The organism is Microbacterium album (assembly GCF_014643695.1).
GTDB lineage: Bacteria > Actinomycetota > Actinomycetes > Actinomycetales > Microbacteriaceae > Microbacterium > Microbacterium album.
The window spans coordinates 130,169-143,245 of the sequence record NZ_BMJY01000003.1 but is presented as its reverse complement, the minus strand read 5'-3'; the positions used below and the strand labels follow the sequence as shown (position 1 = coordinate 143,245).

The following is a 13,077-nucleotide window of genomic DNA, read 5'->3' as shown; positions in this document are numbered from 1 at the left end:
AGGTCAGGGCTGCGGGGGAGTGAGGCGGCCCAGGCCGATGTGCTCGCGCAGGGTGGGGCCGTTGCGGAACTCGCGGATGAGCGAGCGCGCCACCTCGCGCAGGTCGCCGTCCGCCGCGTCCGCGACCGCCACCTGCCGCTCGTAGCTGGCGCCGCGGTCGAGGATCTCGCCGACGCCCGCGAACTCGCGCGCGCACTTCAGCTCCGCTGCGACGGGCTCGAGGCGCTCGAGCGTCTCCCGCAGGTGCTCCTGCACGGGCACCTGCGTCCCCTCCCGGTCCACGATCACCTCCGCCTCCAGGCCGTAGCGCGCCGCGCGCCACTTGTTCTCGCGCGTGAACCACGGCTGCAGCGACGGCAGCTCTCGCCCCTCGTCGAGGTCGCGCGAGAACGACTCCACGAGCGTCTGCACGAGCGCGGCGACCGCAGCGAGCTCGGGCAGGGTCGACATGCCGTCGCACGCGCGGATCTCGATCGTCCCCCATCGCGGGGCGGGACGGATGTCCCATCGCACCTCGGTCGCGTCCGCGATGACGCCCGTGCGCGCCATGTCCTCGAGGTAGCTCTCGTACTCGCGCCACGACCGCAGCTCCCACGGCAGGCCCGTCGTGGGCAGCTGCTGGAAGACCAGCGCGCGGTTCGAGGCGTAGCCCGTGCGTTCGCCCGCCCAGAACGGGCTCGACGCCGAGAGCGCCTGCAGGTGCGGGATGTAACCCGTGAGGGCGTGGATGATCGGGAACACCTTGTCGACGTGGTCGATGCCCACGTGCACGTGGATGCCCCAGATCATCATGTTGCGGCCCCACCACTGGGTGCGCTCGATGAGGGTCGCGTAGCGGGTCTTGTCCGTGACCGACTGGTCGTACCAGCGCGCGAACGGATGGCTGCCGGCGCACATCAGCTCGATCCCCAGGGGGTCGGTCTGCGCGCGGACCGCGGCGATCGCATCCGAGATGTCGTCGACCGCCGCGGCCACGGTGTCGCCCACGCCGCTGGTCACCTCGACCGTGTTCGTCAGCAGCTCGGCGGTCACGGTGTGGCGCTCGAGCGCCGTCGCCTCCTCGAGCGCCGGCATGATCTCGGGCGCGCGCCCGACGAGGTCGCCCGTCTCGCCGTCCGCCAGCATGAGCTCCCACTCGATGCCGACGGTGGAGCGGGCGGAGGGCGCGAATGGCTCGGTCATGCGATCAGTCTCACACCGCGGGCGCCCCGGAGGCGTGAGCTTCCCGTCCTCGCGCGTCGTCTGGCAGAATCCGGTGCCGCCGACACACCCTGTTCGCGAGGGGGCCGCGTATCTGGCAGAATGGAGGGTCGGACCGGGTGGCTCGACCCTCTATCCAGCCCCCGTCCTCTTCTTTTGAGCTTCCGCCGGTGTGCACCCCACTCACCGGGCGACTGGTTCGTCTCGTCATTCACACCACACAGGAGAATCGTGGCTGTCAAGATCCGTCTGAAGCGCCTGGGCAAGATCCGCGCGCCGTACTACCGCATCGTCGTCGCCGACTCGCGCACCAAGCGCGACGGTCGCGTGATCGAGGAGATCGGCAAGTACCACCCGACCGAGGAGCCCTCGTTCATCGAGGTCGACTCGGAGCGCGCGCAGTACTGGCTGTCCGTCGGCGCCCAGCCGACCGAGCAGGTTCGCGCCATCCTCAAGATCACCGGCGACTGGGGCACCTTCAAGGGCGACAAGGACGCGAAGAGCACGCTGAAGACCGCCGAAGAGAAGCAGGCGTACGTCGCCGACTCCTCGAAGAAGTCGGTCGTCAAGCCGCGCGTCGAGAATAAGGCCGAGGCCCCGGCTGAGGCTGAGGCGTCGGAGCCGGCCGCCGAGGCCGAGACCGCCGAGTAATCGTGCTGGCCGCCGCGCTCGAGCACCTCGTCAAGGGGATCGTCGATCACCCGGACGACGTGCGCATCCTCTCGTCCGCCTCGTCGCGGGGTGACGTGCTCGAGGTGCACGTCCACCCCGACGACCGCGGCCGGGTGATCGGGCGCGGCGGTCGTACCGCGAAGGCCCTCCGCACGCTCGTGTCGGCGCTCGCGGACGGCTGGCGCGTGCGCGTCGACGTCGCGGACGACTGACGTGGCGGCGGCGAAGTCTCCCAAGAACCAGCTGCGCGTCGGACGGCTCGTCAAGGCGCACGGCCTCAAGGGTGCGCTCAAGCTCGAGCTGTACACGGATGACCCGAACGGCCGGTTCGTGCCCGGCGCGACGTTCACCCTGCAGGTCCCCGAGCACTCGCAGTGGCACGGTAAGACCGTCACGGTCCGCGAGTTCCGCTGGATGAACTCCCACCCGGTCGTATTTTTCGAGGGCGTCGACGACCGCACCGCCGCGGAGACGCTCGTGCGCGCCATCCTGTGGATCGACCAGGACGAGGACGCTCCCGCCGAGCCCGACGCGTGGTACGACCACCAGCTGATCGGACTGGACGTGATCCGCGACGGCGCTGTCGTGGGCAAGGTCGCCCGCGTCGACCATTTCCCGGCCCAGGACCTGTTGGCCGTGGCGACCGACGCCGGCGAGGTGCTCGTACCGTTCGTGGCCGCGATCGTGCCCGAGGTCGACGTGGAGGGCGGCCGCATCGTCGTGACCCCGCCCCCCGGACTGTTCGAGGAGCTGCCGGAGACGGAGCCCGAGCAGGCCGCTGAGGCGGAGACGCGCGACGCCGAGGCCTGAACCGATGCGCATCGACATTGTCACGATCTTCCCGACGTTCTTCGATGTGCTGGGCGTATCGCTCCTCGGCAGGGCCCGGGAGAAGGGCCTGCTCGACGTGCGGGTGCACGACTTGCGCGACTGGACGCACGACCGCCACCGCACCGTCGACGACACGCCGTACGGCGGCGGCGCAGGCATGGTCATGAAGCCGGAGCCGTGGGGCGAGGCGCTCGACGAGATCCTCGGCGAGGACGCGGTCCTGGTGGTGCCGACGCCGTCCGGCGAGGTCTTCCGCCAGCCGCTGGCGCGCGAGCTCGCCCAGGAGAAGCAGCTCGTGTTCGCCTGCGGCCGTTACGAGGGCATCGACCAGCGCGTGATCGACCACTACGCCGCCCGGGGCCGCGTGCGCCTCGTCAGCATCGGCGACTACGTGCTCAACGGCGGCGAGGTCGCCGCGATGGCGATGATCGAGGCCATCACCCGGCTCCTTCCCGGGTTCATGGGCAACCCGGAGAGCCTCCTGGAGGAGTCGCACGAGGACGGGCTGCTCGAGTACCCGATCTACACCAAGCCCGCCGTCTGGCGCGGACTCGAGGTGCCGCCCGTGCTGCTGAGCGGCAACCACGCCGCGGTGGCCGCCTGGCGCCGTGAGCAGAGCATCGAGCGCACGCGGGAGCGGCGGCCCGACCTCCTGCCGGACTGAGCCGCGCGGCGCGGCCGTCACGCGCGCGCCCGGTCCACCCGAGTGAGGTCGACCACGGCGTGTTTGAACTCCGGCATGGACGACACCGGGTCGAGGCGGTCGTCCGTGAGCAGGTTCACGCTCTGATCGTCCGGGAAGTGGAACGGCAGGAAGACGGTGTCGGGGCGGATGTTGCCGCTCACCCCGACGCGCGCCTCCAGGGAACCGCGCCCGTTCTCGATCCGCACCCGGTCGCCGTCACGCAGTCCCCGGTCGCGCGCGGTTGCGGGGTGGAGTTGGGCGACGAGCTCGGCGCTGGCCTCCGTCAGCTCGGGCACCCGGCGGGTCTGGGCGCCGCTCTGGTAGTGCTCGAGCAGGCGGCCCGTGATGAGGCTCAGCTGCGCCCCCCGCGGACTCTCGCGCGTCGCGGCGCGGACCGCGACCAGCCGGGCGCGCCCGTCGGGGTGCGCGAAACGGTGCGCGAACATCCGCGGGGTGCTCTCGCCGTCTGCCGGATACGGCCAGTGGGCGACCTCGCCCGCGTCGAGCAGCTCGTGGCTGAGCCCGGAGTAGTCGGCCGGCCCGCCGGCCGAGGCACGCGCGAGTTCGTCGAACACCCGCGACGGTTCCACGTCCCACGTGCCGGGTGCGTCCAGCCGCCGGGCGAGCTCCGCCATGATCCACAGCTCACTGCGCGCTCCCGCGGGCGGCGGGACGGCGCGGCGTCGCCGCAGCACGCGCCCGTCGAGGTTGGTCATGGTGCCCTCCTCCTCGGCCCACTGCAGCACCGGCAGCACGACGTCGGCCATCCGCGCCGTCTCCGACAGGACGAAGTCGCTCACGACGAGCAGGTCGAGGCGGCCCAGCGCATCCCGCACCGACTGCACGTGCGGCGACGACACCACGACGTTCGACCCGTGGACGAGCAGCGCGCGGATCCCGCCCTGGCGCCCGCAGCTGCGCAGCAGCTGCACCGCCGGGACGCCGGGGCCGGGGATGAGCTCCGGATCGACGCCCCACACCGCGGCGACGTGCGCACGGGCGGCCGGATCGTCGATTCTCCGGTAGCCGGGGAGCTGATCGGACTTCTGTCCGTGCTCACGCCCGCCCTGGCCGTTGCCCTGGCCGGTCAGGGTGCCGTACCCGTTGCCGGGGGTTCCCGGCAGACCGAGCAGGAGCGCGAGGTTGATCGCGGCGGTGGCGGTGTCCGTTCCGTCCGCGTGCTGTTCGACGCCCCGTCCCGTGAGGATGTAGGTGGATCCGGACGTCGCGAGACGCCGCGACAGCGAACGGATGGTGTCGGCGGGCACTCCGGTCGCCTGCGCGGCGCGTTCCGGCCACCACGCCGCCACCGAGCGCCTGAGCGCAGCGAAGCCGGTCGTGCGCCGGCCCACGTACTCCTCGTCGTACAGGCGCTCGGCGATCACGACGTGGATCAGGCCCAGGAGCAGGGGGAGATCGGCGCCGGGGACCGGCTGGAGGTGCAGGCCCGCGCCGTCGGCGGTGAGCGCTGCCGTCGTGCTGCGGCGAGGGTCGACCACCACCAGACCGCCGCGTGCGCGCGCTCCCTGCAGGTGGGAGACGAAGGGCGGCATCGTGTCGCCAACGTTCGATCCCAGCAGCAGGATCGTCTCGGCCGTGTCGAGGTCGGTCAGCGGGAACGGCAGGCCACGGTCGATGCCGAACGCGCGGTTCGCGGCGGCGGCGGCCGACGACATGCAGAACCGGCCGTTGTAGTCGATGCGGGACGTCCGCAGGGCGATGCGGGCGAACTTGCCGAGCTGGTAGGCCTTCTCGTTCGTCAGGCCTCCGCCCCCGAAGACGCCGATCGCGTCGGGTCCGCTCTCCGCGCGGAGGGCGGCGATGCGGGCGGCGACGTGGTCCAGGGCATCCTCCCAGGACACCGTCCGCAGCTCGCCGTCGTCGCCGCGCAGGAGCGGGCTCGTCAGGCGGTCAGGTGTCGCGAGCAGCTCCGCAGCCGTCCAGCCCTTGCGGCAGAGGCCGCCGCGGTTGGTGGGGAAGTCGCGGCCCGCGACGGCGACGGGGAGGCGCTCGCGGGGCGTGGGGCGCAGGCTCATGGCGCACTGCAGCGCGCAGTACGGGCAGTGCGTCGCCGTGGCCGGGGCCGTGTCCGGCGGCGCTGCGGCGAGAGCCGAGTACGTCATGCGGCCGCCGCCTCTCGGGCTCCGAGCAGCTCGGCGATCCGCGCCCGGCAGCCGCCGCACCCGGTTCCGGCCCTGGTGCACCGCCCCACGTCCGCCACGGATGCGCAGCCGTCGCCGATCGCGTCCTCGATCGCCCCGGCCGTGATGCCGTTGCAGACGCAGACGGTCGCGTCGCGCCCGGTCGGGCGGGGAACCTGCTCCTCCGCGGCATCGAGCCGCAGCAGCAGGGACCGGTCCGCGGGCAGCTCGCCGCGACGCGCGTACAGCACGCTCAGCTCGGCGGCGGTGCGGGGGAGCCCCACGGCGACGAACCCGGTCAGCGCCCCGTCGGTCGTGACCATCTTGACGTAGGCGCCGTGCTGGGGGTCCGCCCACACGGCGACACCCGGCGCCTTCTCGCCCGCGGGGACCGGGGCGAACGGGTCGGCGGAGACCTCGCCCGCGGCGACCAGATCCACCTGTTCCGCCTTGAGCGCCACCACACCGGGCGCCTCGTCGACGAAGGCGCCCGGCGCGACGCCGTCCAGCTCCTCCCGTAGCGCGCGCGCGAGCCATTCGGCCTGCCGCCAGCCGGGCCCGATCAGCCCGCTCGGGCCCCCGGACCCCGCGTCGGGTGCGTCCGGAGCCCGGTCGGCCACCTGCGCGCAGTCCCCGATCGCGTGGATGCGCTCATCCGACCAGGAGGCGAGTCGCGCGTCGACGAGCACGCCGGCGCCGACGCGCAGCCCGGCGGACTCGGCGAGCTCGGTGCGCGCGCGGACACCGCAGGAGAGCACCAGGAGGTCGCCGTCGATGCGCCGTCCGTCGGAGGTGACGAGCGCGCGGAAGGTCCGGACGCCGTCTGCACTCTGGCGGGCGATGACCGCTTCGGCGCGGGTGTGGGGGACCACCTCGACCCCGGCCGACGCGAGAGCCGCCGTGAGCACGGCGGCCGCACCGCGATCGAGCTGGCGTGGCATCGGTGCCGGGCCGAAGTGCGCCAACCGCACCGACGCGCCGGTCCGCGCCAGCAGCAGGGCGAGCTCGATCCCGAGGACCCCCGCGCCCAGCACGACGATCCGTGCGCCGGGGGCGATCCGCGCGCGGAGGCGCTCGGCGTCCTCGGTGCTGCGCAGGACGCACACGCCGGACGTGAGAGCGTCGTCCAGCCCCGAGGTGTCGGCACCGAGCCGCTCGAGCCCGTCCAGCGCGGGCACGGTCGCGCGCGCACCGGTCGCCAGCACGAGCCTGTCGTAGGCGATGCGGCGGCCGTCGTCCAGGGTCACCTCGCGCGTACTCCGATCGATCGACGCCGCCCGCGCGCCCACCATGACCTCCGCGCCGGCCGCCCGCAGCTCGGCGACGTCCCCGATCGTCAGCTCGTCCCTGTCGAGATCGCCGACCGCGTATTCCGCGACCAGCACCCGGTTGTAGGGCGCCTCGCTCTCGGCCCCGATGATCGTGAGCGTGAGGCGTCCGGCGCTGATCGCGGGGAGCAGCTCCTCGGCGAAGCGCAGGCCCACCGGGCCGAGACCGATCAGGACGACGCGCGGCGGCGTGGCGCGGGCGACCGGCATGGCCATCAGATCCGGTGCCCGGCCAGCGAGGCCCGCGGCACGAGGTAGACGGCGGCGGTCACGACCAGCATGACGGCGTATGCGGCGATGAAGCCCCAGAACGCGGCGGTGTATCCGCCCGTGGCGGCGTGCGAGGCCGCCAGCACCTGCGGGATGACGAACCCTCCGTAGGCACCGATCGCCGATATCAGACCGAGGGCCGCGGCGCCCTTGCGCTGGGCGCTCACCGAGTGCGCGTCCCCCGCCGTCGCGGCGCCGCGCGCCGCGAAGATGCTCGGGATCATGCGGTACGTCGCGCCGTTGCCCATTCCGGTGGCGACGAACAGCAGCAGGAAGCAGCCGAGGAACACCCAGAAGCTGCCGAGCGGCAGCGTGAGGATGAGCCCGAGGGCTCCGGCGATCATGAGCATGAACGCGACGATCGTCATGCGGGCGCCGCCGAAGCGGTCGGCCAGGCGCCCTCCGTAGGGACGGGCCAGGGAACCGACGAGCGCGCCGAGGAACGCGAGCGTCAGCGAGGCGGTGCCCACGTGGAACGTGGAGAACTCGGGGAACTGGTCCGCGATCAGCTTCGGGAACACTCCCGCGAAGCCGATGAAGGAGCCGAAGGTGCCGATGTACAGCAGCGCCATCACCCACAGGTGCGGCTCGCGCAGCGCCGACGCCGCCCCCGCGAAATCCGCCTTCGCCGACGACAGGTTGTCCATGAAGCGATACGCGCCCCACATCGCCAGCAGGATCAGCGGGATCCACATCCACCCCGCCAGCTGGATGTTCAGCGTGCCCGCCGCGCCGAGGGTGACGGCGATCGGGACCAGGAGCTGCGCGATCGACGTGCCCAGGTTGCCGCCGGCGGCGTTGAGCCCGAGCGCCCAGCCCTTCTCCCGCTGCGGGAAGAAGTAGGTGATGTTGGCCATGGAGCTGGCGAAGTTGCCGCCGCCGAAGCCCCCGAGCGCCCCCACCAGCAGCAGCACGCCGAACGGCGTCTCCGGGTTCTGCACCACGACGCCCAGCAGCGCGGCCGGGATCAGCAGCAGGCCGGCCGAGACGATCGTCCAGTTGCGACCGCCGAAGAGCGCGACGGCGAACGTGTAGGGGAAGCGCATCGTGGCTCCCACGAGGCTCGGGAGGGAGATGAGCCAGAACGACTCCGTGGTCGACAGCGTGAAGCCCGCCGCCGGGAGCAGCACGACGACGATGCTCCACAGCTGCCACACGATGAAGCCGAGGAACTCCGCGAAGATTGACCAGCGCAGATTGCGCCGGGCGATCGCCCGGCCCTGCGACGCCCAGAAGACGTCGTCCTCGGGGTTCCAGCCGTCGATCCAGCGCCCGGGGCGGCGCACGATCGTCGTGCGGGAAGCGGTGTCGGCGGTGCTGTGAGGGGCGGTGCTGTGCGGGGTGGTGCTCAGGGACATGGCCATGGCGACTCCTCCGGATGGCAGCGGCGTGTGGTTCCGAAGGTAGGGGCGGGATGTTTCGTGCCCGAGCGCTCGCGGGTTACCTCTCGATCACCGTTCGATCACGCGGCTGCCCCGGACCCGTTGAGGGCTTCGTCACACGCCCGAAACATGGCGTCCTCCGCCGGGCCCGCCGCGCGTTTCGTAGACTCGCTGGCATGGATGAGCCGCCCACGACCACCGCGCCCGAGCCGGCCGTGACCGAACTGCGCGGGGCCGTGATCACGGTGAGCGATCGTTCGTCGCGCGGCGAGCGCGAAGACCTGTCCGGTCCCGCTGCCGTCGCCGCGCTGCGCGTCGGTGGCTTCGACTGCGACGACGCGGTGGTCGTGCCGGACGGAGCGGAGAACGTGGAACGAGCGCTCGTGGCGATGATCGCCGCGGGGGCGCGCGTGATCGTCACGACGGGAGGCACCGGACTCGGACCGCGCGACGAGACGCCGGAGGGGACGCTGCGCGTGATCGAGCGCGAGGTGCCGGGGATCGCCGAGGAGCTGCGTCGCATCGGGGCGGCCGAGAAACCGGCCGGCATGCTGTCGCGCGGCATCGCCGGGGTGGCGCGCGGCGCGCTGATCGTCAACCTGCCCGGCTCGCCCGCCGCCGTGCGCAGCGGGATGCCCGTGGTGCTGTCCGTGGCGCGTCACGCCGTGGGCCAGCTGGCGGGGGAGGACCACCGGTGACCGGCGCCGTCCGCGTCGCGCGGATCTCGGATTCCCCCATCGCGCTGGGCGAGCACGTCGCGGCGGTCGACGACCCCCGCATGGGCGCCGAGACCTCGTTCGTCGGCCGCGTGCGCGACCACGATCCGGACGCCGCCGGGACGGTCGCGGCGCTCGAATACACGTCTCACCCCGACGCGGAGACGGTCCTGCATCGGATCGCCGCGGGCGCCGCGGAACGGCACGGCGCGCTCGTCGCTGTGAGCCATCGCGTCGGCCGACTGGAGGTCGGCGAGGCCGCGGTCGTCATCGCCGTCGCGGCACCGCACCGATCCGAGGCGTTCGCCGCGTGCCGCGAGGTCATCGAGGACATCAAGCGGGAGCTGCCCGTGTGGAAGCGGCAGATCGAGGCCGACGGCACGACCGAATGGAAGGGCCTCGGCGGCTGACGGCACCGCGGACGGCTCAGCCGCCCGCGAACGGGGGGAGCACGTCGACCGTCTGCGCGCCCGCGAGCGGCGCGTCGTCGTCGCGACGCTCGCCGTCCACCAGCACCGCGCAGCGCGGGAGGATCCCGCCGAGGCCCGGGTACTGGGTGGTCAGAGCGGCGCGCAGCTCGCCGAGGGTGGCCTCGTCCCGCGTCTCCTCGGCCCGTCCGGCGGCCTCTTCCGCGGCGGCGAAGTAGCGCACGCGGGTCATCGGCCCGTCTCCCATGTCTTCGCGAGGGAGACGACGTCGGCGACGGCCCGCTCGACGTCTGCGGGGGTCCCACCCGCGCGCCCGGCGGCGAGCCCGGCGAGGAACGCGGTCAGCGGCGCGGCCGGCCGAGCGACGCCGTGGGCGACGTCGCGGGCGAGGTCCAGGATGAGCGCGATCGGCACCTCCGCCGGATCCAGGCCGAGCCGCTCCGCGGCGGCACGGCTCCACGCGTCGAGCGCCTCGGGCGGCAGGGTGCGCGAGCCGTCGGTCATGACGACTCCTCCTCGCGGGTCCAGGACCCGCTGCGGCCGCCCGTCTTCGCGACGATCCGTGCGTTCTCGATCGCGGCGGAGCGATCCATGCCCTTGACCATGTCCACCACCGACAGGGCAGCGACCGTCACGGCGGTGAGCGCCTCCATCTCGACGCCGGTGCGATCGGCGGTGCGCACGGTCGCCTCGATCGCGACGCCGCGGTCCTCGACCGCGAGGTCGACGACAGCGCCGTGCACGCCGATGACGTGCGCCAGGGGCAGCAGCTCGGCGCACTTCTTGGCGCCCTGGATGCCGGCGATGCGGGCCACGGCCAGCACGTCGCCCTTCGGAACCGAGCCGTCCCGCAGCGCCGCGGCCGTCTCGGGGGCGACCCGGACGAACCCCCGCGCGGTCGCCGAGCGCACGGTCGGCTGCTTCTCCGTGACGTCCACCATGCGCGCGTGGCCGGCGGCGTCGAGATGCGTGAAACTCATGACACCAGCATGACATCGACCTGATCGCCCGCGGCGACCTGCTCGACGTCGGCCGGGACCACCGCGTAGGCCTCGGCCTGCGCGAGGCCGCCTGCCAGATGGGAACCGGAGCCCCCGCGCGTGGCGGGGCGCACCGTCCAGCGACCCGGATCCGTCCGGTCGATCGCGGCGGGGACGTACTGGCGCCGTCCGGGCGGTGTGCGCCAGCCGACCGCAGCGGGCAGGCGCAGCAGCGGCCTGTGCAGCTCGGCGCGGCGCTGGGCCGCCAGCAGCGCTGGACGGACGAACGCCTCGAAGGACACCGCGACGCTCACGGGATTGCCCGGCAGCCCGAACAGCAGCGCTCCGGTCGTCAGCCGTCCGAACGCCTGGGGCTTGCCCGGCTGCATCGCGACCTTGGTGAAGGAGATCTCGCCGCCCAGCACGTTCTTGACGACCTCGTACGCGCCGGCGCTGACGCCGCCGGAGGTGATGACGACGTCGGCGTCCGCCGTCTCGGCGAGCAGTTCGCGCAGTTCCCGCTCCTCGTCCGACACCCGGGCGACGCGGACCAGCTCCGCCCCCGCCGCCCGCACCAGGCCGGCCAGCAGCGTGCCGTTCGACTCGGGGATCTGCCCGTGCCGCAGGTCGGCTCCAGGATCCGCCAGCTCGCTGCCGGTCGAGACCACGACGACGCGCGGCGGTTGGGAGACGACGACGCGATCCACGCCGGTGGCCGCCGCCGCCGACAGCTGCAGCGGGCCGAGGAGCGTGCCGGAGGACACCACGACATCGCCCGCCCGGAGGTCCTCTCCGCGGCGACGGATGTGCGCGCCCACGGCACGGGGCGCGCGCAGCACGGTGGCGCGTTCGAGCGAGTCGTCCAGGCCGCCGGCCGTCTCCTCGAAGGGCACGATCGCGTCCGCGTCGCGCGGCACGGGCGAGCCGGTCATGATGCGGACCGCCTCGCCCTCGGCCAGCGCCGGTTGCTCGCCGGTGCCCGCGGGCAGGTCCGCGACGACCCGCAGGACCACCGGTGAATCGGGGCCCGCCCCCGCCACGTCGGCATGGCGCACCGCGAACCCGTCCATGGCGGAGTTGTCGAAGACGGGCACGTCCACGCGGGCGCGCACGTCCTCCGCGAGCGTCAGGCCCGTCGCGTCGGTCAGGGGCACGGACTCGGTCGCGGTGGGGTCGACCGCGGCCAGGACATCGTGCAGCTGCTCCTCGACCGTGCGCAGCGGCGCGCTCACGCCGTGCGCTCCGGCACGCCGACGAGGCCTGCGGCGGGGGAGCCGAGAGCCCCCGTCCACGCCAGCATCCCGCCGGCCACGGTCGCGGCATCCGTCCCGTGCGCGGACAGGAGCGTCGCGGCCTCCGCGGAACGCACACCGCCGCGGCACACCACGGCCACATCCCGGCCGGAAGCCGCCGGCGCGAGACGCTGTGCCCAGCCATCCGGGTCCGCCCGCAGCTCTCCGAGCGGCAGGTGGAGCGCGCCGGGGATCGTGCCGTCCCGCACCTCGTCGAGCTCGCGCACGTCGATCACGAGCGGAGCGGGCGCTCCCGCCAGCGCCGCCGCCAGCTCCTCGGGGGAGATGCGACGCTGGGCGGGGGTGGGAGCGGAACCTGCCCTCGATGACCCGGCGGTCGGCGCCGCGGTCTGTGCCTCCGGGGAGCGTCCGCGAAGCGGCACTTCCCGCTGGGTGGCGCGGAGGCCGTCGATGACCACGATGCGCCCCAGCAGGGGCTCGCCGATCCCGGCGATGAGCTGGATCGCCTGGGTCGCCATGAGACCCCCGACCTGTAGGCACAGCGCGCCGAGCACGCCCACCTCGGCGCAGGTCGGGACGGTGCCGGCACTGCCGGCCGGGTACAGATCCGACAGCCGCACGGTCGGCGCGCCGGTCGGCGGAGCCGACCAGAAGACCGTCACCTGCGCGGCGAACTCCTGCACGGTGCCCCAGACGAGCGGCACTCCGAGCTCCTCGCAGCCGGCGGCGACGGCCTCGCGGGTGTCGAACGTGTCGCTCCCGTCGAGCACGACGTGCGCTCCGGACAGCAGCTCAGCGGCGTTGCCGGGCGTCAGCCGCTCCCGCACCTCGTGCACGCGCACCTCGGGGGCCAGATCCGTCGCAGCGCGCGCCGCGCTCGTCGCCTTGGCCTCGCCCACGTCCCGGGTGCGGTGCATTACCTGGCGCTGCAGGTTCGACAGCTCCACCACGTCGTCGTCGATCACGGTGAGCGCGCCGACGCCCGCGGCCGCGAGCGCGAGCACCGCCGGGGAGCCGAGCCCGCCCGCGCCGACGATCGCGACGTGGGCGGCCGCGAGTCGCCGCTGACCGAGCTCGCCGAGCGGTGCGAGGACGTGGTGGCGCGCGGTCCGCTCCCGCTCGGCGGGCGTGAGTGTGGCAACCGGCTCCACGAGAGGGGGCAGGCTCGGACGGTCGGTGGACATGCCGACA

At 73.5% G+C, this 13,077-nt stretch carries 15 protein-coding genes; 6 read left to right on the top strand and 9 right to left on the bottom strand.

What is annotated here, in order from left to right; all coding sequences use genetic code 11:
• Positions 1-3 precede the first annotated feature (3 nt).
• On the bottom strand, positions 4-1,182 hold the full coding sequence (locus tag IEX37_RS05485; protein ID WP_188755242.1) for a glutamate--cysteine ligase: 1,179 nt from the start codon (positions 1,180-1,182) through the stop codon (positions 4-6).
• 249 nt (positions 1,183-1,431) lie between these two features.
• Here IEX37_RS05485 and rpsP point away from each other — a divergent pair, with 249 nt between their 5' ends.
• From rpsP to trmD, 4 genes are read left to right on the top strand one after another with little or no spacing between them, the layout of a single operon-like run.
• Positions 1,432-1,851 carry a 30S ribosomal protein S16 gene (rpsP, locus tag IEX37_RS05480; RefSeq protein WP_188755241.1) on the top strand — a complete coding sequence of 140 codons (420 nt, stop codon included), beginning with the start codon at positions 1,432-1,434 and terminating at the stop codon, positions 1,849-1,851.
• Between the two features lie 2 nt (positions 1,852-1,853).
• Positions 1,854-2,084 (top strand): RNA-binding protein, encoded by a 231-nt coding sequence (locus IEX37_RS05475; RefSeq protein WP_188755240.1) that lies wholly within the window; start codon positions 1,854-1,856, stop codon positions 2,082-2,084.
• Between the two features lies 1 nt (position 2,085).
• Complete coding sequence (gene rimM / locus IEX37_RS05470) at positions 2,086-2,682, top strand: ribosome maturation factor RimM (RefSeq protein WP_188755239.1); 597 nt, start codon at positions 2,086-2,088, stop codon at positions 2,680-2,682.
• A 4-nt stretch (positions 2,683-2,686) separates the two neighbouring features.
• Entirely contained in the window at positions 2,687-3,367 is a 681-nt protein-coding gene (gene trmD / locus IEX37_RS05465; RefSeq protein ID WP_188755238.1) for a tRNA (guanosine(37)-N1)-methyltransferase TrmD, read from the top strand.
• A gap of 17 nt (positions 3,368-3,384) precedes the next feature.
• Here the strand turns inward: trmD and IEX37_RS05460 are convergent, their stop codons facing one another.
• From IEX37_RS05460 to IEX37_RS05450, 3 genes are read right to left on the bottom strand one after another with little or no spacing between them, the layout of a single operon-like run.
• Positions 3,385-5,511, bottom strand: coding sequence for a molybdopterin oxidoreductase family protein (locus IEX37_RS05460; protein ID WP_188755237.1), 2,127 nt, complete (start codon positions 5,509-5,511; stop codon positions 3,385-3,387).
• Positions 5,508-7,067, bottom strand: a complete 1,560-nt coding sequence (locus IEX37_RS05455; protein WP_229663091.1) for an FAD-dependent oxidoreductase — start codon at positions 7,065-7,067, stop codon at positions 5,508-5,510. The genes IEX37_RS05460 and IEX37_RS05455 overlap by 4 nt, the downstream gene beginning before the upstream one ends.
• 5 nt (positions 7,068-7,072) lie before the next feature.
• Positions 7,073-8,485, bottom strand: a complete 1,413-nt coding sequence (locus IEX37_RS05450) for an MFS transporter (protein ID WP_188755424.1) — start codon at positions 8,483-8,485, stop codon at positions 7,073-7,075.
• A 200-nt stretch (positions 8,486-8,685) separates the two neighbouring features.
• Here IEX37_RS05450 and IEX37_RS05445 point away from each other — a divergent pair, with 200 nt between their 5' ends.
• Both IEX37_RS05445 and IEX37_RS05440 read left to right on the top strand, forming a co-directional pair.
• The gene (locus tag IEX37_RS05445) at positions 8,686-9,207 is read left to right on the top strand and encodes a MogA/MoaB family molybdenum cofactor biosynthesis protein (RefSeq protein ID WP_188755235.1); all 522 of its coding nucleotides are present in this window, start codon (positions 8,686-8,688) and stop codon (positions 9,205-9,207) included.
• The gene (locus IEX37_RS05440; protein ID WP_188755234.1) at positions 9,204-9,635 is read left to right on the top strand and encodes a molybdenum cofactor biosynthesis protein MoaE; all 432 of its coding nucleotides are present in this window, start codon (positions 9,204-9,206) and stop codon (positions 9,633-9,635) included. Before IEX37_RS05445 ends, IEX37_RS05440 begins: the two co-directional genes overlap by 4 nt.
• Before the next feature lie 16 nt (positions 9,636-9,651).
• Here IEX37_RS05440 and IEX37_RS05435 read toward each other — a convergent pair whose 3' ends face one another.
• Genes IEX37_RS05435 through IEX37_RS05415 form a run of 5 tightly spaced genes read right to left on the bottom strand, consistent with a single transcriptional unit; the run spans position 9,652 to position 13,070 of the window.
• A complete protein-coding gene (locus tag IEX37_RS05435) occupies positions 9,652-9,885 on the bottom strand; it encodes a MoaD/ThiS family protein (RefSeq protein WP_188755233.1) in 234 nt (77 codons plus the stop codon).
• Entirely contained in the window at positions 9,882-10,157 is a 276-nt protein-coding gene (locus IEX37_RS05430; RefSeq protein ID WP_188755232.1) for a DUF6457 domain-containing protein, read from the bottom strand. The genes IEX37_RS05435 and IEX37_RS05430 overlap by 4 nt, the downstream gene beginning before the upstream one ends.
• Positions 10,154-10,633: a cyclic pyranopterin monophosphate synthase MoaC gene (gene moaC / locus IEX37_RS05425; RefSeq protein ID WP_188755231.1), complete on the bottom strand. Its 480-nt coding sequence runs from the start codon at positions 10,631-10,633 to the stop codon at positions 10,154-10,156. Before moaC ends, IEX37_RS05430 begins: the two co-directional genes overlap by 4 nt.
• Positions 10,630-11,865, bottom strand: coding sequence for a molybdopterin molybdotransferase MoeA (locus IEX37_RS05420; protein WP_188755230.1), 1,236 nt, complete (start codon positions 11,863-11,865; stop codon positions 10,630-10,632). Before IEX37_RS05420 ends, moaC begins: the two co-directional genes overlap by 4 nt.
• Complete coding sequence (locus IEX37_RS05415; RefSeq protein ID WP_188755229.1) at positions 11,862-13,070, bottom strand: ThiF family adenylyltransferase; 1,209 nt, start codon at positions 13,068-13,070, stop codon at positions 11,862-11,864. The genes IEX37_RS05420 and IEX37_RS05415 overlap by 4 nt, the downstream gene beginning before the upstream one ends.
• Positions 13,071-13,077 lie beyond the last annotated feature (7 nt).

Excerpts from the sequence above, each read along its gene's own strand:
- IEX37_RS05485 (WP_188755242.1), bottom strand. The coding sequence starts at position 1,182 with ATGACCGAGCCATTCGCGCCCTCCGCCCGCTCCACCGTCGGCATCGAG.
- trmD (WP_188755238.1), top strand. The coding sequence starts at position 2,687 with ATGCGCATCGACATTGTCACGATCTTCCCGACGTTCTTCGATGTGCTG.
- IEX37_RS05460 (WP_188755237.1), bottom strand. The coding sequence starts at position 5,511 with ATGACGTACTCGGCTCTCGCCGCAGCGCCGCCGGACACGGCCCCGGCC.
- IEX37_RS05455 (WP_229663091.1), bottom strand. The coding sequence starts at position 7,067 with ATGCCGGTCGCCCGCGCCACGCCGCCGCGCGTCGTCCTGATCGGTCTC.
- IEX37_RS05450 (WP_188755424.1), bottom strand. The coding sequence starts at position 8,485 with ATGTCCCTGAGCACCACCCCGCACAGCACCGCCCCTCACAGCACCGCC.
- IEX37_RS05445 (WP_188755235.1), top strand. The coding sequence starts at position 8,686 with ATGGATGAGCCGCCCACGACCACCGCGCCCGAGCCGGCCGTGACCGAA.
- IEX37_RS05435 (WP_188755233.1), bottom strand. The coding sequence starts at position 9,885 with ATGACCCGCGTGCGCTACTTCGCCGCCGCGGAAGAGGCCGCCGGACGG.
- IEX37_RS05430 (WP_188755232.1), bottom strand. The coding sequence starts at position 10,157 with ATGACCGACGGCTCGCGCACCCTGCCGCCCGAGGCGCTCGACGCGTGG.
- moaC (WP_188755231.1), bottom strand. The coding sequence starts at position 10,633 with ATGAGTTTCACGCATCTCGACGCCGCCGGCCACGCGCGCATGGTGGAC.
- IEX37_RS05415 (WP_188755229.1), bottom strand. The coding sequence starts at position 13,070 with ATGTCCACCGACCGTCCGAGCCTGCCCCCTCTCGTGGAGCCGGTTGCC.